Here is an 18,813-nt window from a genome sequence, read left to right on the forward strand (position 1 = left end):
GGGGATCAAGCCCCCGCAACATTGCGCCTCACCGGGAACCCCGGCTTGGCGACGATACTGCTGCAATCCGCTTCTCAACTCGCCGTCGACATCCCATTTTCAGAATAGCGCCGACACTCGCGTAGCCCGGCCGAGCGCAGCGACGCCGGGAATCGATGCCGGGATAAAGTTCGCGGCTAAACGCCGCTTACCCTGCCATTTTTCGACGAAACGGGCGCCGATGCATCTGGCTGCATGGCTATGCAATCGGGTAAAATTTATCAGGTGCGTTTCCGGTGGCTTTTCGGGTGGTTTGTTGCCTGTTTTATCCCGTAGCTACCGTAAACGCAGCCAACCAAACAGACGCTTTTTCTGTGCATCTGTGGGAGCCGTGAGGCTCAACCATGAAATCCGTCAGCGGTGACGAAACCTGACAGGACTATTAAGATCCCCACTGTTTCCAATGGGTCGCTCCCTCTTGCGCTCTCCTGTTCCCGCCATACGGTCTACGTGTTGTGGTGGAGGCCTTACCCAAATAACCACGCCCCCGTTCCGGTTAGGCAGTTCGCTCCAGGCTGGGCTGTAAGCAAGATCCCCCCGTTCAGCCCGACTGCGGCTACACTGAAAGGACAGTATTTGGTATCTGCGCTCCACCAAGCCAGTTACCACAGGTTCAAAGTGTTTGCTGACACTAAGATCCTTCGAAAAAGCCGCCTTGCTGGGCGGTTTTTTCGTTTACAGGGCAAGAAATTACGCGCGAAAAAAAAGGGTCTCAAGAAGATCCTTTTTGAAGTGAGTGAGACTATCGATAAAACTGCCCTGAATTCTGACTCCACCCAATCCAACGAAGCGGTTTTTTTTCAATGCATTGTGCCGCAACCTTCATATCATCGAAGCACAGCAAGTCAGAGTCTTCATCAGTTCCCCGATCAACTCGGTAACCATCCCCAAAATCCATGATGTTAACGCTGTAGTAACCATCCTCTGACTTATGAGGAATCCCATACTTAGCCTGAATCATGCCCTTATTAGCTTCCCACCAGGCAATCTGACGACTTTTCAGATAGGGGAAATGCCTGACCAGAATAATATCGTCTTTATGCACAGCCACAATCTCAACCGGCCTCAGAGACTGCCAGAGCAAATAACCGCAAGCAGCCACTGCAATCACACCGGTAATCAGTCGCTTATTCACCCCGCCTCCCGCTAATTTCTACGGTCGCATTCATCTCGGTGATAAACGGCTTATAGCCGTATTTATCCCAGCGCTGAAGCGCAAACCACAGGCGGAAAATACGGAACTCCCGGTATACCGGATTCAGTACATCATCGTCATCTAGGCCAAAGTGATCCTGAATACGGTAATGCACTTTTGCCCGGTAGCTGTCTCCCTCAACCACCAGAGATTCCAGCGTGATATGCGTCGACCAGGTATCGTGAACAGTGATCACCAGCCCGTTGGTGTAATCTATCTTCCTGTCGAATTTAGGCAATACAGCCGTATTAACTTCCTTAAAATTACCTTTTTCGTCAAAAATATTGCCTTTCTGGCTGAGCGGAATAAAGCCATATTCATAATTGATTGCGTCACGCAGAACACCGTTAATTTTTAGCAAAGAACTTGTCTCTGAATGGTCATTCAGAATTTGCTCTTTCAGAGCCTGATCGAGTAGCGGGCTGCTGTATGGCGTTCCGGTGTTATCCTGCATGTGGTCAATCATCCCGGTGATGATGTGTTTATACGGACCATGGAAAGAGTACAGTTTCGCCAGCTCCCGGAACTCATCAAACATGAGTACAACAGCCTGCTCGCGGCTTACCGCTGGCATCTGTTCAGGTATTGCCGCGATAGCATTTGGAGATGGCATCATGTAGGGGTTGGGCTGATTAAGCAGTCTGAGCGTCCGGGCATTGACCCTGGCGGATACCGTATCCACATCGATGTTCAGCTTATTTCGCAGCGTCAGTGCATCCAGATCACCGTGATGCATGTCCCCCGCTTCATAGTCATCCATCTGGTGCGTGGTCTGGTAAATCAGCGCAGGCAACGGCATCGGCTCCGGGCGGGGGTTTTTCGCGGCCTGTGCGTGCTGCTCAGGTTCGGGTATATCAGCATCGAGCATCGGAGAGAGCGCCAGCAGTGGAGAACGTTGCAGGGCTGCCTGCTTGCCGCACTCATGCACCAGTGATTTGTATGGCGTATTACCAATAAAGACGTTATTACTGCCGGAAATCACCACGCCACCGCAACTGATACCGTGCCCGACGATGACGGCAGGCTTGCCGTTGATGAAGGCCGTCGGCGCACCTTCCGAAATCGAGCGTGAATGCGTCCCGCAGCCGTTTCCACAGGTACAACTGTGTGGGGCAACCGCATCACCTAAGCGCACGGCAGGCTGGCCGTTGATAAACACATCCGGACTGCCTTCGACAATCAGCGTATCCGGGAAACAACCGTGACCTTTTGTGATATCCCCTTTTCTTGCTACTCCAGCCATCTGCCATAACTCCCTGTAAGTTGTATGGTAATCATACTCCCTGAGCGACAGGGATTTACCATAGCGCCCGTTGCCCGCAATGTGCGGGGGTTTTCTCTTTCCAGCAACTTATGCCGCCGGGGATCAAGCCCCCGCAACATTGCGCCTCACCGGGAACCCCGGCTTGGCGACGATACTACTGCAATCCGCTTCTCAACTCGCCGTCGACATCCCATTTTCAGAATAGCGCCGACACTCGCGTAGCCCGGCCGAGCGCAGCGACGCCGGGAATCGATGCAGAGATAAGCACCGAGCCGCCCCGGGGTCGGCATAAATGCCTCGCCCAGGCTATCAATACGAAAAAGGCCGCAGGGTTTTATCCCTGCGGCCCGGTTCGGGCGCATGCTGCCACTGCGGCGGACAGACGCCCGTCAGTTAGCGTTATTTCCGGTTACGCCACCAGCTCAGAATTGCGCTGGTGATAATTCCCACCGCTATCGGAGCTGCCAGATCGTGCCAGAAAAGCACGCCAAGTTCTGCGAGCGTCATGTAGCCGCCTTGGTTGCAATAGCAACAGTTCGCGGCTATTCTCTTGGTGTTGAGGCAAGTGAATGGCCCCCGTTATGTTGCTGGTTTATACCAAACAACGTGCGGGGGTTTTCTCTTTCCAGCAACCGATGCCGCCGGGGATTAAGCCCCCGCAACATTGCGCCTCACCGGGAGTCCCGGCTTGGCGACGATACTACTGCAATCCGCCCCGCAACTCGCCGTCGCCACCCCATTTTCAGAATAGCACCCGACCCGCACGTAGCCTGGCCGAGTGAAGCGACGCAGGGATGAGCTCCGAGCCGCCCCGGGGTCGGCGTAAACACCTCGCCCGGGTTACCAATACGAAAAAGGCCGCAGGATTTTACCCCTGCGGCCCGGTTCGGGCGCATGCTGCCACTGCGGCGGAAAGACGCCCGTCAGTTAGCGTTATTTCCGGTTACGCCACCAGTTCAGAATTGCGCTGGTGATAATTCCCACCGCTATCGGAGCTGCCAGATCGTGCCAGAAAAGCACGCCAAGTTCTGCGAGCGTCATGTAGCCGCCTTGGTTGCAATAGCAACAGTTCGCGGCTATCCTTTGTTTGCGAGTCAAAGAATGGCCCCCGTTATGTTGCTGGTTTATACCAAACAACGTGCGGGGGTTTTCTCTTTCCAGCAACTTATGCCACCGGGGATCAAGCCCCCGCAACATTGCGCCTCACCGGGAGTCCCGGCTTGGCGACGATACTACTGCAATCCGCCCCGCAACTCGCCGTCGCCACCCCATTTTCAGAATAGCGCCCGACCCGCACGTAGCCTGGCCGAGCGCAGCGACGCCGGGAATCGATGCAGAGATAAGCACCGAGCAGCCCCCGGGGGCGGCGTAAACGCCTTGCCCGGGCTACAAATACAAAAAAGCCGCAGGGTTTTATCTCTGCGGCTCTGTTTATAGCTGATGAGTATCCGGTTACGCGGTTTTCTCTGGATTCTCATCCTGATCGACCGCGAAACACGCGACCAACTGACCGCCATACTCTTTCAGCTGCGGCTGCAGCTGCGTGCACTGGCCAAAGCGGCGGCGGCAGCGGGCGTTAAACGCACAGCCCGGTGGTGGATTCAGCGGGCTTGGCAGCTCACCGGTCAGTTTGATGCGCTCGCGGCGGTCGTCCGGATTCAGACGCGGGGTCGCTGAGAGCAAAGCCTGGGTGTACGGGTGACGCGGGTTATTGAAGATCTGGTCCTTCGTTCCCTTCTCCACGCAGCGCCCCAGATACATCACCATCACTTCATCGGCAATATGCTCTACGACCGACAGGTCGTGGGAGATAAAGACATAGGACAACCCCAGTTCCTGCTGCAAATCCATCATCAGGTTCAGCACCTGTGCACGAACGGATACGTCGAGCGCGGAGACCGGTTCATCGGCAATCACTACGTCCGGGTCAAGCATCAAACCACGGGCGATCGCAATACGCTGACGCTGGCCACCGGAGAACATATGCGGATAGCGGTCGTAGTGCTCGGTTTTCAAGCCCACTTTCGCCATCATCGCCAACGCTTTTTCACGGCGTTGTTCTTTGCTGAGCGAGGTGTTAATCAACAGCGGTTCTTCCAGAATCTGCCCCACTTTTTTACGTGGGTTCAGCGAGCCATACGGGTTCTGGAACACAATCTGGATTTTCTGCCGACGCAGTTTCTGCGCGTGCGGGTCGTGCTTGAGCAGATCCTGCCCCTGATAGTAAAGCTCACCGCCGCTCGGCGTTTCAATCATCGTCAGCAGACGACCCAGCGTCGATTTACCGCAGCCGGATTCCCCGACGACCGCCAGCGTTTTGCCGCGTTCCAGGGTGAATGACACGCCGTCCAGCGCTTTCACCAGGCGTTCCGGGGCGAACATCCCCTTCTTCACCGGGTAGTGTTTTTTCAGGTCAATTGCCTGCAGCAGCGGCTGCTGCGAGGTGGCCTCGTGCGTACTCATAGTGTGGGCCTCCCGGCATCATCGAGTGGGTAGTGACATTTCGACTGGCGAGCACCGTCAACGGTGTTCAGCTCAGGCTCTACGCTGCGACATTTATCCGTCGCATACGGGCAACGCGGGTTCAGCAGACAGCCATTCGGACGGTCGTATTTGCCCGGTACCACACCCGGAAGCGATGCCAGGCGCGCTTTATCCTGCGCAAATTCCGGCAGCGCGCGCAGCAGCGCCTGGGTGTAAGGATGACGCGGGGCGCGGAAGATATCACCCGCAGCGCCTGTCTCCACAACCTGACCGGCGTACATCACGATGATTTTGTGCGCGGCTTCGGCCACCAGCGCCAGATCGTGAGTGATCAGGATCAGCGCCATGTTCTCTTTCTGCTGAAGCTCCAGCAGCAGCTCGATGATCTGCGCCTGAATGGTCACGTCCAGCGCGGTTGTCGGTTCATCGGCAATCAGCAGCTTCGGACGACAGGCAATCGCCATGGCGATCATCACGCGCTGGCTCATCCCACCGGAGAGTTGGTGCGGATACACGTCGAGACGCGAGGCCGGGTCCGGAATACCCACCTGATTAAGCAGATCGATGGCACGCTGACGGCGCGTACTCTTATTACCGCCCTGGTGCACCTTGATGGCTTCCATAATCTGGAAGCCCACGGTGTAGCACGGGTTGAGGCTGGTCATCGGGTCCTGGAAGATCATCGCCACTTCGGCGCCCACCACGTTTCGACGCTCTTTCTCAGAGATACGCTTCAGATCTTGACCGTTGAACAGCAGGTTTTCGGCCATCACGCGGCCGGGATAATCAATCAGCCCCATAATCGCCAGCGAGCTAACGGATTTGCCCGAGCCGGATTCGCCAACGATGCCGACAACCTCACCCTGATTTACGCTGTAGCTCACGCGGTCTACGGCTTTAAACGGTGTGCCTTCGTCGCCGAAGTGCACCGATAATTTATCTACATTTAATAACGCCATCTCGATCCCCTTACTGCTTCAGTTTGGGATCGAGCGCGTCACGCAGACCGTCACCCATCAGGTTAAACGCCAGTACCGTCAGCAGGATCGCCAGCCCTGGGAAGGTCACCACCCACCAAGCGCTTTGTGCAAATTGCAGTACGTCAGAGAGCATGGTGCCCCACTCCGGCGTAGGCGGCTGTGCGCCCATCCCCAGGAAGCCGAGGGCAGCCATATCGAGAATGGCGTTAGAGAAACCGAGCGAGGCCTGAACAATCAGCGGCGCAAGGCAGTTTGGGAAAATATTGACGAACATCTGACGCATCGCCCCGGCACCCACCACGCGAGACGCGGTCACGTAGTCGCGGTTAACCTCCACCAGCACGGCGGCGCGGGTTAAACGGACGTAGTGCGGTAAGGCGACAAAGGTCAGCGCCAGCGCGGCGTTACCAATAGATGGGCCGAAGATAGCCACCAGCACCAGCGCCAGCAGCAGGCTCGGCAGTGCCAGCATAATGTCGACGACGCGCATGATGATGTTATCGACGAGGCCGCCGAAGTAGCCTGCAATTAGCCCCAACACCACACCCATAATCAACGACAGCACCACCACCAGACAGCCCACCAGCAGCGACAGACGCGCGCCGTACATCAGGCGGGACAGCACGTCGCGGCCCACGTCATCGGTACCAAACAGATGCGCCCACGTACCGCCTTCCTGCCACGCCGGTGGCGCAAGCAGCGTATCGCGGAATTGGTCTGCCGGGTTATACGGCGCGAGCCAGTTAGCGAAGATAGCGATAACCAATACGATAACCACGTAAACCAGGCCGACAACCGCGCCCTTGTTACGCTTAAAATAGTGCCAGAATTCCTGGAATGGGGTCATTGGCACCGGTGCGGACACCGTTTTGTTTTCAGTTACTTGTGTCATGATGGCCCCTTACTTCTTATGCCGAATACGCGGGTTCACCACGCCGTACAGCAGGTCAACCAGCAGGTTGACGAGAATAATCATCGTCGCCACCAGCAGCACCCCACCCTGCACTACCGGATAGTCACGGCGTTGCAGCGCGTCAATCAGCCAGCGTCCGAGACCCGGCCAGGAGAAGATGGTTTCCGTCAGAATCGCACCCGCCAGCAGCGTCCCCACCTGCAGGCCGATAACGGTCACCACCGGCAGCATAGCGTTACGCAGGGCGTGAACGATGATCACGCGCATACGGGTTAACCCCTTGGCACGCGCGGTACGGATATAGTCTTCACCCAGCACTTCCAACATAGAGGAGCGGGTCATACGCACGATCACCGCCAGCGGAATAGTGCCGAGCACAATCGCCGGCAACACCATGTGCGCCAGCGCATCGATAAAGTTGCCCGGGTCGCCCCAGATAGCGGTATCAATCAGCATAAAACCGGTTAGCGGGTTGGAGTCGTCAAGGAATACCATGTCGCTGACGCGTCCGGAGACCGGCGTCAGGTTCCAGTGCACCGACACCAGCATAATCAGCATCATGCCCCACCAGAAAATCGGCATGGAGTAGCCGGTCAGCGCCAGGCCAACAGCAGTGTGATCGAAGATGGAACCGCGCTTAACGGCGGCTAGAACGCCCACCGGGATACCCACGGCGATGGCGAAAATCATGGCGCAGATACCGAGCTCCAGCGTCGCTTTAAAGCGCGGCACGAACTCGTCCCACACCGGGAGTCGGCTTTTCAATGAAATGCCTAAGTCACCGTGCAGTACGCCCCAGATATAGTGGAGGTACTGTTGCCACATCGGCTTATCCAGGCCGAGTTCGGCCAGAAGCTGGGCATGGCGCTCAGGGGAAATACCACGCTCGCCCGCCATAATCATCACCGGATCGCCGGGGATCATATGCACGAAGGCAAACGTGAGGAGGGTGATACCGATAAACGTCGGGATCACCAGACCCAATCGTTTGAGGATGAACTGCAACATAACCCTGATTCTCTCTAATGACGGCCCGCCTGGTCACAGGTCGTCTGTATTGCTCACAAATCTGCCGCCAGTCTTAAACACAAGAGGCGCAGATACGGCGCAGCTTCCCACCCCAAGGGGGGCAGGAAGCGTTGCGCTGCCGGTTAAGGCATCGTCTTTATTATTCGATAGATACGTTGTCGAAGTGGTGCTTGCCTAATGGATCAACCACATAGCCTTTGACTTCTTTACGCACTGGCTCGTATACGGTGGAGTGAGCGATGATCAGCGCTGGAGCCTGATCGTGCATCACCACCTGAGCCTGTTTGTACAGCTCAACGCGTTTGTTGTGGTCGTCGGTAGCACGTGCCGGTTGAATCAAGTCTTCAAACGGCTTGTAGCACCAGCGAGAGTAGTTGGAACCGTCTTTCGCCGCCGCGCAGCTGAACAGCGTCGCGAAGAAGTTATCCGGATCCCCATTGTCGCCGGTCCAGCCCATCATGACCGCCTGGTGCTCGCCTGCTTTCGCGCGCTTGAGGTATTCGCCCCACTCGTAGGTCACAATTTTGGCCTGTACGCCGATCTTCGCCCAGTCAGCCTGAATCATCTCGGCCATACGGCGAGCGTTCGGGTTGTACGGACGCTGTACCGGCATCGCCCACAGCTCAACGGTGAAGCCTTTATCCTGGCCCGCTTCTTTCAGCAGCGCCTTGGCTTTTTCCGGATCGTAGCTGTAGTCTTTGACGTCGTCGTTATAGCCCCACATGGTTGGCGGGATCAGGTTCTTAGCCGCAACGCCAGCACCCTGATAAACGGCTTTGATGATCGCTTCTTTGTTCACCGCGTAGGTCAACGCCTGACGTACTTTCACGTCATCAAACGGTTTTTTCTCGGTGTTGAAGGAAAGGTAGCCGACGTTCAGGCCAGCCTGTTCCATCAAGTTGATGTTCTTGTCTTCTTTCATACGCGCGATGTCAGCCGGGTTCGGATACGGCATGACCTGGCACTCATTTTTCTGCAGCTTCGCATAACGCACAGAGGCGTCAGGCGTGATGGAGAAGACCAGACGATCGATCTGCGGCTTGGTGCCCCAGTAGCCCGGGAAGGCTTTGTACAGAATACGGGAATCTTTCTGGTACTGAACCAGCTGGAATGGACCGGTACCGATTGGATTCAGGTCAACTTTCTCCGGCGTGCCGGCCTTCAGCATGTTGTCAGCATATTCTTTTGACAGAATAGACGCGAAGTCCATCGCCAGGTCGGCCAGGAATGGCGCTTCTGGGCGAGTCAGCACGAACTGAACGGTATGATCGTCGACTTTTTTCACTTCGCTAATCAGGTCTTGCAAGCCCATGCCTTCAAAGTATTCATAGCTACCGCCAGAGACTTTATGGTACGGGTTCTGTGCGTTTTTCTGACGGTCGAAGGAGAAGACGATGTCGTCGGCGTTCACGTCACGCGTTGGTTTGAAATCTTTATTGTCCTGCCACTTCACGCCCTGACGCAGGTGGAAGGTATAGGTTTTGCCGTCCGGGCTGATGTCCCATTTCTCAGCCAGACCCGGAATCACTTCCGTGGTGCCGGTTTTGAATTCAACCAGACGGTTATAGATAGGTACGGAGCTGGCATCGTAGGTGGTACCAGACGTAAAGAGCTGTGGGTTAAAGCCTTCCGGCGAGCCTTCTGAACAATAAACCAGGGTTTTGGCCTGTACGCTGGCTGCAACGGTCATGGCGACCAGGCTGAGACCCAGCTTCAGCATCCCTGACTTCTTCAAGGAAATACTCATTATTCTGCTCCAATGTGATTATGTGTTGTTTTACCCTTTGCATTGGGTTACACCGCCTGACCTTATTTATTTTTGAACCGGCTGGGTCGATGCATTTAGAGGCGAGGGATTCCTTTCACTGGAACATCTGAGTTGCAGTGCGGATTCTCCATGAAATGCCCCTCATGCCCTACAATCTGTCAATAGAATGTGAAAACGTCAATACAGTTATCCGGGATTTGTATTGAAGGTGAGAATGGATGGGCAAAGATTAAAAAAACCCCGAAGCACTATTTTCAGCAGAGAAATTTATGCTATGGGCAAGAAGGCAGAGTAATCCACTTAATAATTTGCAACATTCAGCGATTAACAATTAGCCGTTATGTGAAAAAATTATTTCGATATGATGATAATCTGAGCGATTAATGCCGCGAACGTTAAAACGCACAGCGGAAAATGCTGAGCTTAGTCATAAGCAGCGAAAAAAAAGATTCGTCTATGCATACGAAAATACAATGGAATATGTCACAGAATTGTGAACAAGCAGCATCTAGCCCGGCAAAGCGAAGCACCGCCGGGAATTCCCCGGAGCCAACGTAAACACCTTGTCCCGTTACCAGACGCTATAAACGCAAAAAGCCTGCTTATTCAGCAGGCTTTCCAATCTGGTCGGTGATAGAGGATTTGAACCTCCGACCCCTTCGTCCCGAACGAAGTGCGCTACCAGGCTGCGCCAATCACCGTACGCTGCAGATCTTACTGCTGCGTTTTTGGGGCGTCAATCCCTTATTAAACCCATGCCTTTTGTTCGGTGAAGAACTCGTCACTGCGCCGTTTTCTTGCCTTCAGGCACATGGCACCAGTTGTTGAATTCATTAATACCGCCATCTGGCGAGGTATAACCCAGACAACCCATAATCGTGTCGTACAGCTCCACGTGACGCTTTGGCTGCTTCATCGCCGCCTGCTGTTGCAGGTAGGCAAACGACTTCGCGTGATCCGGGTTTTGCAGATATTTATCCGACATCCAGACCATCATTGGCACACGGAACTGCTCTGGTGGCGCCATTTTGCGCGGCGTACCGTGCAGACGTTCGTGCTCGTTAATCGACTCGCCGTGATCCGCGGCAAAGAAGACTATCGCTTTCTTATCGCGCAGCTGATCGAACACGTTCACCAGGAAGTGATCGATATAGGTAATCGAGTTGTCGTAGGAGTTAATCAGCTCCGCCTTACTACACTTATCGTCCACGTTCACGCACTCAGGCTTCCACTGCGCGAAGTTACGCGGGTAGCGCTGGGTGTAGTTAAAGTGAGAGCCTTTGGTATGGATGATAATAAGGTGCTTCCCTGTATCACTCTGACGCGCCAGCACGTTTTGCAGCTCATCGGCCAGCAGCATGTCGTCCACGCTCTTACCACGGTTACGCGGCTCTGCGCCAATCTGCTCACGATAGGCAATGTTGTTCGCCATCGTGTTGCTGTAGAACCACAGCTCGCTTTGCATCGCCAGCAGGTCGCCGGTAAAACCCAACTGATGCAGCACCGCAAAGACGTTCTGCTCTTTCAGCGTACGCTGCGGGTTATCGCTCGCGCCGCCCTGACGGACAAACATACAGCGCAGTGAAAGCTTGGTGGCGGTATCGCAGGAATAACCGCGGAACGCGACCAGATTTTTCTCTTTTGCCAGCCCCGGCGTGGTATTACGCGCGTAGCCGAACAGGCCCATGTGATCCCAACGGGTGGTTTCACCGATGATAAACACCATATAGGTATCATCAATATCCTTTGGCGCCACGTAGGTGAAGTTCTTCGTCGGGTCGAACAGTTCGCGAGTATCGGTAGACTCATCAATCTGCGTCCAGCCGTAGAGCCCCAGCGCCGCCACCCAGTTACTCGGGAGGTAAGAGTTCGCCAGGACGCCACCATAGCTCGGTAGATCCACCTGCGACTGCCGCTCGGTCTCCTTCAGATGGACTTCCATCAGACGAATCGGTCCCCAGACCAGCAGCGCCGACAGCAGCACCACCGCGATGCCGCGAATACGATGCCCCGGCGTACGCAGTTGATAAAGCAGCGTATCTCGCGCCTGGTTAATCCAGATAAAAGCCAGCGGTACGATGCTGGTTAGCACCAGCCAGCTGATAAAGTGCCAGCCCACCACCTCTTTCGACAGATCGACATCCGTGGTCATGACCGAAGCCACAATGCCATAGCCAATCACAACGTTCAGGTTGGTCATGTAATAGCTGGCACCGGCGGAAATCAGCACCACCAGCGTTGCCAGTATCTTCCACAACCGACGCCCCCCAAGAGAGAGCACACGGAATAAGAAGAAGCTCACCAGCAGCGTACCGACGAGCTCAATAACGATGAACAGACCTTTCTCGAAACTGAAATTCTGTAAATACCCCTCAAACCGACGGGACAATACGGAGAAATTCATAAACCAGCCGATGTAGACCGCCAGCAGAAGACTCAGTGTCTGCTGGCGCATCGCTTTTATATATCGCATTCAAAAAACCCTGGAAAAAGGGAAAAAGAAAAACCGGTGCCAAATCACATTCTTTATGGACCAATTAATATAAGCGTCATGCCATTACAGGCATCACATGCAAGCGCGGTAAGTAGACAACAAGAAAGGGGAAAAGTATGCGGAGAGAATGTGATCTGACCAAATATTTACAATATATTTGGTCAGAATCTACTTAGGAGGAAAGGTAATAATTAAGCGTGAGCTTCCTGCATAACTTCGATTTTTGGCTGACGAATCGTTGTAGACAGTGCCAGAGAAAGAATCAGCAGGGCGAAGATGACGCAGAAAGTGACGTAGAACCCACCGAACACTGAAGCAATCAGGGAACCACAGATGCTGCCGATACCGAAGCCAAGGTAAATAACGCCGTAGTTTTTCGCCAGATTGTTCAGACCGAAGAATTCGCTGACCAGCGATGGGAAGACGGTGATAGTCCCACCGAAGTTAAAGGCGACGCAGGCAATGGCCGCAAAGAAGGTCACTTCATTCAGCGGCGCGAACAGCAGTGCTGCCATACCCACCAGCGAGATAACCTGACCAATCGTGATAACGCGGATACGGGCAATTTTGTCAGACAGGATACCCAACACCAGACGACCGCTAAGGTTAGCGATGGAGATAACTGTCACCGCGTTCGCAGCAGTGGCCAGATCCAGATGCACCATGCCCTGCGCAATATCTTTTGCAACACCGATGACGTACAGGCCGCTCATACAGGCGGTCAGGAACATCACTGCCAGCATCCAGTACTGTGGTTTGCGCATGGATTCTGCCAGGGTGAAGTCATTCGCCACAACCCCATTCGTCGTGCTCACAGGCTGATTCGGTGCGTCTTTCATCAGCATAGAACCGAAGACAATCATCACCAGTACGATAGCGCCCCAGATCATAAAGGTTTTTTCCAGCCCCACGGTTGCCAGCAGTTGGCTATCGATGAATTTGAAACCAAGGCTACCTAAACCATATGAACCGATGGAGAAAGCGGAAATCAGGCCTTTACGCTCCGGGAACCACTTCACGCAGTTGGAAAGCGTCAGTAAATAACCCGCACCATCCGCCAGGCCGACAATCACGCCTGCGCTCAGCCACAGCATCATCAGGTTGTTAGCATGAGCCGTCAGGAAGAAGCCGATGCCCAGCAGAATGCCGGACGCCATGGTGACGCGTTTCACGCCAAAACGTTCCTGCAATTTACCGGCAACGGAAGAAGAAAGTGCCAGGCCCAGACTTAACAGACCAAAGGAGAACGCCACCTGGCTAACGGATGCATCCAGCTTGGTGGACAATGCGCTGTTGAACAGGCTCCAGGTATAAACAGAACCTAATGCGAATTGAGTAATGATGGTGCCGAACAATGTCAGCCAGCGGGTATGATTTTTAGTTGCAGCGTTCATGATGATGATGCCTTCTTAAATTAACTGCTGCCAACGATAACGAAGTTAGCATTTTCGCGGGTTTTAAAAGGCATGAACTGCATTCAGGACGGAATGAAATGCATCAGCGGCGGCATGAATGGCATTGCCAAATTCTGCCGCCGCTGGATTTTGTCAGATAAACATCGTAGATCAGAAGCGCGCGCTCACGCCCATCATGTAGGAGTAGTTCGTTCCGGCAGACATGCTGTCGGCCTGAGAAAGTGCGGCATAGGCAGCCAGATGTGAATTAAGTAACATATCCGCACCCAGCGTCACATCAACCCAATTTCCGTCCTGAGCCGAGGTTGGCGTACGGTTGAGCCCGGACTGCGCCTTCCATTGGTTCTCACCAAACTGCTGGTTATAGCTCAACTGCGCCCATGGACGGATACCCTGCCACGGATGTGAATCAACGCGCCAGCCCAGCGTACTTACGCTCGCATGCCACAGCGCATCGTTTTGCGAAACGCTATTCACCGTATCGCCAAATTCGTTCCACATAAAGCCCGGTGAGCCGTCGTAGTGCCAGGTGGCGACCGGCCCCATGGTCATACTTTCCGTCAACGGAAAATTCCAGCCGATACTCATGGTTTTGGTGGTATCCAGCGGGCTGTTATCCGGGAGACTCGTATTGAGCCCGGCGCCCGCTTGCAACGCATCAATACGCTCAGCAAGGATATCATCGTAGCGCGGTTGGTGATCGCTATCCCATGTATAGCGCTCGGTAGTATTACTTTGCGCATCAGACACGATATATTCCTGTTGCCAGGCATTCGCATGTGGGGAAAGTAACATCCACGCGCAACACGATGCCGGCACGACACATCGCCAGAAGCCAGTGCATTTCTTATTATTCATTAATTGACTCCACTAAAGAGCCAGATTCGGCAATTATTGTTATGTTTTTAGGGAAAAAATTCCCTGTATTAACTATTACTGTTTTCTTATCAGCGTCAAGCGAAGTGCAGGCTTTTATTGCCAGGCGTGACCCATCAACAAAAACAGGGAGAATCAAATGCAACGCTGCGGTTGGGTAAGTCAGGATCCACTTTACATCGCGTATCACGATACTGAATGGGGCGTGCCCCAACGAAATAACCAGGAGTTGTTTGAGATGATCTGTCTGGAGGGTCAGCAGGCGGGGCTTTCCTGGATAACCGTGCTGAAAAAACGCGAAAATTATCGCCAGGCTTTTCATCATTTCGACCCGGTTAAGGTCGCGGCAATGAGCGAAGCCGACGTTGAACGCCTGGTGCTGGATGCCGGTATCATCCGTCATCGTGGGAAAATTCAGGCCATTATCGGTAACGCCCGCGCATTTCTGGAAATGGAGGCCAACGGCGAATCATTTAACGATTTTGTCTGGTCGTTCGTCGAGGGTGTACCCATTGTCACTCAGGCCGCCGCGCTCGGGGAAATTCCCACCTCTACGCCCGCGTCTGACGCATTGTCTAAGGCGCTGAAAAAACGCGGCTTTAAGTTTGTTGGCACCACAATTTGTTATTCCTTCATGCAGGCTTGTGGGCTGGTCAATGACCACGTCACCCACTGCTTCTGCCATCCAGGAGTTCAGCATGATAAGAAAATGGAACACTAACCAGTTCGAGCCGTTGCTGGGACTCTGGCTGGAAAGCACGACCTACGCGCATCCGTTTATCGCCGAGCAATACTGGCAAGAGAGTCTGCCCATCGTGCGCGACACCTACCTCCCCGCGGCCGAAACCTGGGTCTGGGAGGACGAACAACGGCTACAGGGCTTTGTCAGCGTGATTGATTCGCGCTTCGTTGGGGCGCTGTTTGTCGCCCCGAATCAGCTCCATCAAGGGATTGGCAGTGCGCTGCTCAGCATGGCGAAGCAGCATTTTTCCGACCTTAGCCTTGAGGTCTACCAGAAGAACATCCGGGCGGTGAATTTCTACCACGCGCAGGGGTTTCGTATTGAAGACGGCGCGTGGCAGGACGAGACCCGGCATCCTACCTGGATTATGCGTTGGCAGGCGGATTAAACGCCGTGAGCGTAAGCGTCGGGCCAGTGTATTTTTCAATCCAGGCCAGCGCCGTGTTTCCCGCGCACCCATTCCCCAGCCGCGAGCTGGGGATATCTTTGGTAAGGACATTCACCGCCCCATTTTTACAGATACCGTCCGCCTCAACGTCTAAATCCGGCCACGCCCCTTCGTGCAGACAGACAACGCCGGGCTTAATGTCTTCGCTCACTACCGCTCCCGCTAACACCTGCCCACGATGGTTCCAGACACGCACCACATCGCCATCCTGAATCTGCCGCGCCTTCGCATCCTGCGGATGCAGCGTTAACGGCTCACGCCCGGCGACCGCATAGCGCTCACGCAGCGTCGTATGGTTGAGCTGGCTGTGCAGGCGATGCGCGGGATGTGCAGAGAGCAGTTGAAGCTGTTCCGGCTCGGCATTACCGTGCCATTCATCAGGCTCCAGCCACATCGGGTGTGGCGGACAGTCGGGATACTGGAAGCTGGCAATACGCTCGGAATAAATCTCAATTTTGCCACTCGGCGTGCTCAGCGGGTTCGCCTGGGGATCGGCGCGAAACGCGCCAAAGCGTACAAAAGCGGCGTTCTGTTCGCTCTCCGGCATCTCAATCAGTTCATTGGCCTGCCAGAACTCGGCAAACGGCGGCAGCGTCACCTGCTGGCTGGCGCCGCGCTGCCCGGCAATATGGTAGAAGGTTTCCAGCCACTGGAGATCGCTCTTCTCCTCCGTAAAGCGAGCCCGCCCGCCGGTTTCCCAGCGTTCGCTGAGGTCGGCAAACACCTCAAAATCATCGCGAGCTTCATCACGCGGCATCACCACCCGCTTCATTGGCACCAGATGCTGATTACTGTAATCGCCGGTCATGGTGAGGTCGTTACGTTCAAACGAGGTGGTGGCTGGCAGCACGATATCGGCGTGACGCGCCGCTGCCGTCCAGTTGCATTCGGAAATGACCACCAGCTCCGGTTTTTGCCAGGCGCGAATCAGCCGGTTGGTATCCTGATGATGGGTAAAGTTAGCGCCGCCCGCCCACCAGACAAAGCGAATATCCGGGAAGTGGCGGTCCAGCCCGTTATGCTGGTACGGTGCGCCGGGGTTTTCCAGCGCCTCGACGATGCGCGCTACCGGGATTTTATCAACGGCATCAACGCCGCCTTTCACCGTACCCTGCATCGAGGCCAGCACCGCCGCGCGACGCGTCGGGTTCCCGCCATTCGCGAAGTGATAAGAGAGGCCAAACCCGCCGCCCGGCGTACCAATCTGCCCCAGCATGGCGGCGAGCGTCACCAACATCCAGTGTTTCTGCTCGCCAAACTGCTGGCGCTGCATCCCCCAGCCGGACATCAGCATGGTGGTATTTTTATGGAAAATATCCGCCAGTTCGCGGATTTTATCCGCACTAATACCACAAATTGCTGCCGCCCATTCGGCGGATTTCGCCTCGCCGTCGCTTTTACCCAGCAGATATTCAGCAAACGTTGGGAAACCGGTGGTGCAGCGCGATAAAAAGTCGATATCGTGCCAGTTATTGACGAAAAGCGTATGGGCAATGCCCAGCATCAGCGCCACATCCGTGCCCATATGCGGGGCTACCCACTCCATCGACTCACCGAAGAACGCGACGGTTTCCGATCGCATCGGATCGATACAGATCAGACGTTTGCCGCTTTTCCGCAACTGTTCAAAATAGGGTAATCCCTGCTCATCGGAAGCGTTCCAGGCAATCTTTAGCGTATTCATCGGGTTGGCGCTCCATAGCACCACCACGTCAGCATGCTCAAGCACCATCGGCCAGCTGGTCTGCTGCTGGTAGACCTCGTTGCCGCCCACCACGTGCGGCATGATTGCCTGCGCCGCGCCGGTAGAGTAATCGCCCAGATGCCCGGTGTAACCGCCTGCCAGGCTCATGTAACGCTGGAGCAGCGTCGCCGCCTTATGCAGCACGCCGTTAGAGCGCCAGCCGTAGGAACCCGCAAAAATCGACGACGGCCCATAGCTTTCGCGAATGCGACGATGCTGCTGGTCTATCAGCGTCAGCGCCTCATCCCAACTCACCCGCACAAATTCATCCTGCCCGCGAATCCCCTGCGGGCGGCTCGGTGAAACCAGAAATCCTTTACGCACCATCGGATAACGCACCCGCGTTTTACTGTGTACCTGATCGCGCACCACGCTCTGCAACGAGTTCTCGAACGACGTTTTCAGCGCGCCGCGCGAAGAGAGCACGCGCTCGCCATCGGTTTCAACCAACATAGGGCCCCAATGAGCGGCGGTCAGGATAGTTTTCGTGGTCGGTGAGTGTGGCAAAGCGTGCTCCTGGATAGCGGTTGCAGGTGGTTCGTCGATGTTTTGTTCATCGCTCAATGTTTTTTACAAAATGACAAAATCTCCCGGGAATTTTCCCCGGTTTTGCACGTCATAATCAACCGCCACACCTGCCGTGGCAAAGAATAAAAAGGATTAAGGAAATAAGATGAAAAAACGCATGCTCATGATTGCGGCCCTGGTTAGCGGCGCACTGGCGGTTTCTGGCTGTACCACCAACCCCTACACTGGCGAACAGGAAGCCAGCAAAACCGGCATCGGCGCAGGCCTTGGTACCTTAGTGGGCGCGGGCATCGGCGCACTGGCATCCTCTAAACACGACCGCGGTAAAGGCGCACTGATTGGCGCTGCCGCCGGTGCAGCCGTCGGCGGTGGCGTGGGTTACTACATGGATGCCCAGGAAGCCAAGCTGCGTCAGAAAATGCAGGGGACCGGCGTGAGCGTGACGCGTAATGGCAACAACATCGTGCTGAATATGCCAAACAACGTCACCTTCGACAGCTCCTCTTCTACGCTGAAACCAGCAGGGGCTAACACCCTGACCGGCGTGGCAATGGTACTGAAAGAGTACGAAAAAACCGCTGTGAACGTGGTCGGCTATACCGACAGCACCGGCAGCCAGCAGTTGAACATGACGCTGTCTCAGCAGCGCGCCGATTCTGTCGCCAGCTCGCTTATCACCCAGGGCGTGGCCGCTGCTCGTATCCGTACCTCCGGCATGGGCCCGGCGAACCCTATCGCCAGCAACAGCACTGCCGAAGGCAAAGCGCAGAACCGTCGCGTAGAAATCACCTTAAGTCCGCAGTAATCCCCTGCCGGGTAGGGGCTCCACTCTGCCCGGCGTTCATCACTCCCTATTTTCTGGGCTGGTACTTTTCACCTCGCTGTGGGATTGTT

The 18,813-nt window shown here is 55.0% G+C and carries 16 protein-coding genes and 1 tRNA gene; 3 read left to right on the plus strand and 14 right to left on the minus strand.

Annotated features, from left to right (window positions below; translation table 11 throughout):
* Nucleotides 1–781: 781 nt before the first annotated feature.
* From ACH1XZ_RS11280 to ACH1XZ_RS11340, 13 genes are all read right to left on the minus strand, one after another.
* Complete coding sequence (locus ACH1XZ_RS11280) at nt 782–1,174, minus strand: DUF943 family protein (protein WP_395595636.1); 393 nt, start codon at nt 1,172–1,174, stop codon at nt 782–784.
* Nucleotides 1,167–2,477 (minus strand): DUF3289 family protein, encoded by a 1,311-nt coding sequence (locus ACH1XZ_RS11285; RefSeq protein WP_395595637.1) that lies wholly within the window; start codon nt 2,475–2,477, stop codon nt 1,167–1,169. The genes ACH1XZ_RS11280 and ACH1XZ_RS11285 overlap by 8 nt, the downstream gene beginning before the upstream one ends.
* 420 nt (nt 2,478–2,897) lie before the next feature.
* Nucleotides 2,898–3,005 (minus strand): type I toxin-antitoxin system toxin Ldr family protein, encoded by a 108-nt coding sequence (locus tag ACH1XZ_RS11290; RefSeq protein WP_115073682.1) that lies wholly within the window; start codon nt 3,003–3,005, stop codon nt 2,898–2,900.
* A 426-nt stretch (nt 3,006–3,431) separates the two neighbouring features.
* Complete coding sequence (locus tag ACH1XZ_RS11295; protein ID WP_395595638.1) at nt 3,432–3,539, minus strand: type I toxin-antitoxin system toxin Ldr family protein; 108 nt, start codon at nt 3,537–3,539, stop codon at nt 3,432–3,434.
* A 411-nt stretch (nt 3,540–3,950) separates the two neighbouring features.
* Nucleotides 3,951–4,961, minus strand: a complete 1,011-nt coding sequence (gene dppF / locus ACH1XZ_RS11300; protein WP_123650937.1) for a dipeptide ABC transporter ATP-binding subunit DppF — start codon at nt 4,959–4,961, stop codon at nt 3,951–3,953.
* On the minus strand, nt 4,958–5,941 hold the full coding sequence (gene dppD / locus ACH1XZ_RS11305; protein ID WP_395595639.1) for a dipeptide ABC transporter ATP-binding protein: 984 nt from the start codon (nt 5,939–5,941) through the stop codon (nt 4,958–4,960). Before dppD ends, dppF begins: the two co-directional genes overlap by 4 nt.
* 10 nt (nt 5,942–5,951) lie before the next feature.
* Nucleotides 5,952–6,854: a dipeptide ABC transporter permease DppC gene (gene dppC, locus ACH1XZ_RS11310; protein WP_395595640.1), complete on the minus strand. Its 903-nt coding sequence runs from the start codon at nt 6,852–6,854 to the stop codon at nt 5,952–5,954.
* A 9-nt stretch (nt 6,855–6,863) separates the two neighbouring features.
* Nucleotides 6,864–7,883, minus strand: coding sequence for a dipeptide ABC transporter permease DppB (gene dppB / locus ACH1XZ_RS11315; protein ID WP_368299656.1), 1,020 nt, complete (start codon nt 7,881–7,883; stop codon nt 6,864–6,866).
* 160 nt (nt 7,884–8,043) lie between these two features.
* Nucleotides 8,044–9,651: a dipeptide ABC transporter periplasmic-binding protein DppA gene (gene dppA / locus ACH1XZ_RS11320; protein ID WP_395595641.1), complete on the minus strand. Its 1,608-nt coding sequence runs from the start codon at nt 9,649–9,651 to the stop codon at nt 8,044–8,046.
* Between the two features lie 645 nt (nt 9,652–10,296).
* Nucleotides 10,297–10,373, minus strand: a tRNA-Pro gene (locus tag ACH1XZ_RS11325).
* An 80-nt stretch (nt 10,374–10,453) separates the two neighbouring features.
* Entirely contained in the window at nt 10,454–12,145 is a 1,692-nt protein-coding gene (eptB, locus tag ACH1XZ_RS11330) for a kdo(2)-lipid A phosphoethanolamine 7''-transferase (RefSeq protein ID WP_395595642.1), read from the minus strand.
* A 212-nt stretch (nt 12,146–12,357) separates the two neighbouring features.
* Entirely contained in the window at nt 12,358–13,560 is a 1,203-nt protein-coding gene (locus ACH1XZ_RS11335; protein WP_395595643.1) for an L-lactate MFS transporter, read from the minus strand.
* A 171-nt stretch (nt 13,561–13,731) separates the two neighbouring features.
* Nucleotides 13,732–14,439, minus strand: coding sequence for an autotransporter outer membrane beta-barrel domain-containing protein (locus ACH1XZ_RS11340; RefSeq protein ID WP_395595644.1), 708 nt, complete (start codon nt 14,437–14,439; stop codon nt 13,732–13,734).
* Between the two features lie 157 nt (nt 14,440–14,596).
* On the opposite strand from ACH1XZ_RS11340, the gene tag reads away from it, so the two are divergent.
* Both tag and ACH1XZ_RS11350 read left to right on the plus strand, forming a co-directional pair.
* Entirely contained in the window at nt 14,597–15,178 is a 582-nt protein-coding gene (gene tag / locus ACH1XZ_RS11345; RefSeq protein ID WP_395595645.1) for a DNA-3-methyladenine glycosylase I, read from the plus strand.
* Entirely contained in the window at nt 15,156–15,587 is a 432-nt protein-coding gene (locus ACH1XZ_RS11350) for an N-acetyltransferase (RefSeq protein WP_395595646.1), read from the plus strand. Before tag ends, ACH1XZ_RS11350 begins: the two co-directional genes overlap by 23 nt.
* On the opposite strand, the gene ACH1XZ_RS11355 is transcribed toward ACH1XZ_RS11350, so the two are convergent.
* Nucleotides 15,565–17,898: a molybdopterin guanine dinucleotide-containing S/N-oxide reductase gene (locus tag ACH1XZ_RS11355; RefSeq protein ID WP_395595647.1), complete on the minus strand. Its 2,334-nt coding sequence runs from the start codon at nt 17,896–17,898 to the stop codon at nt 15,565–15,567. The genes ACH1XZ_RS11350 and ACH1XZ_RS11355 overlap by 23 nt on opposite strands.
* Nucleotides 17,899–18,064: 166 nt before the next feature.
* Between ACH1XZ_RS11355 and ACH1XZ_RS11360 the strand changes: the two genes are divergently transcribed.
* Complete coding sequence (locus tag ACH1XZ_RS11360) at nt 18,065–18,724, plus strand: OmpA family lipoprotein (RefSeq protein ID WP_035893103.1); 660 nt, start codon at nt 18,065–18,067, stop codon at nt 18,722–18,724.
* Nucleotides 18,725–18,813: the final 89 nt, after the last annotated feature.

It is taken from the genome of Kluyvera chengduensis, from assembly GCF_044197065.1.
Taxonomy (GTDB): Bacteria; Pseudomonadota; Gammaproteobacteria; order Enterobacterales; family Enterobacteriaceae; genus Kluyvera; species Kluyvera ascorbata_C.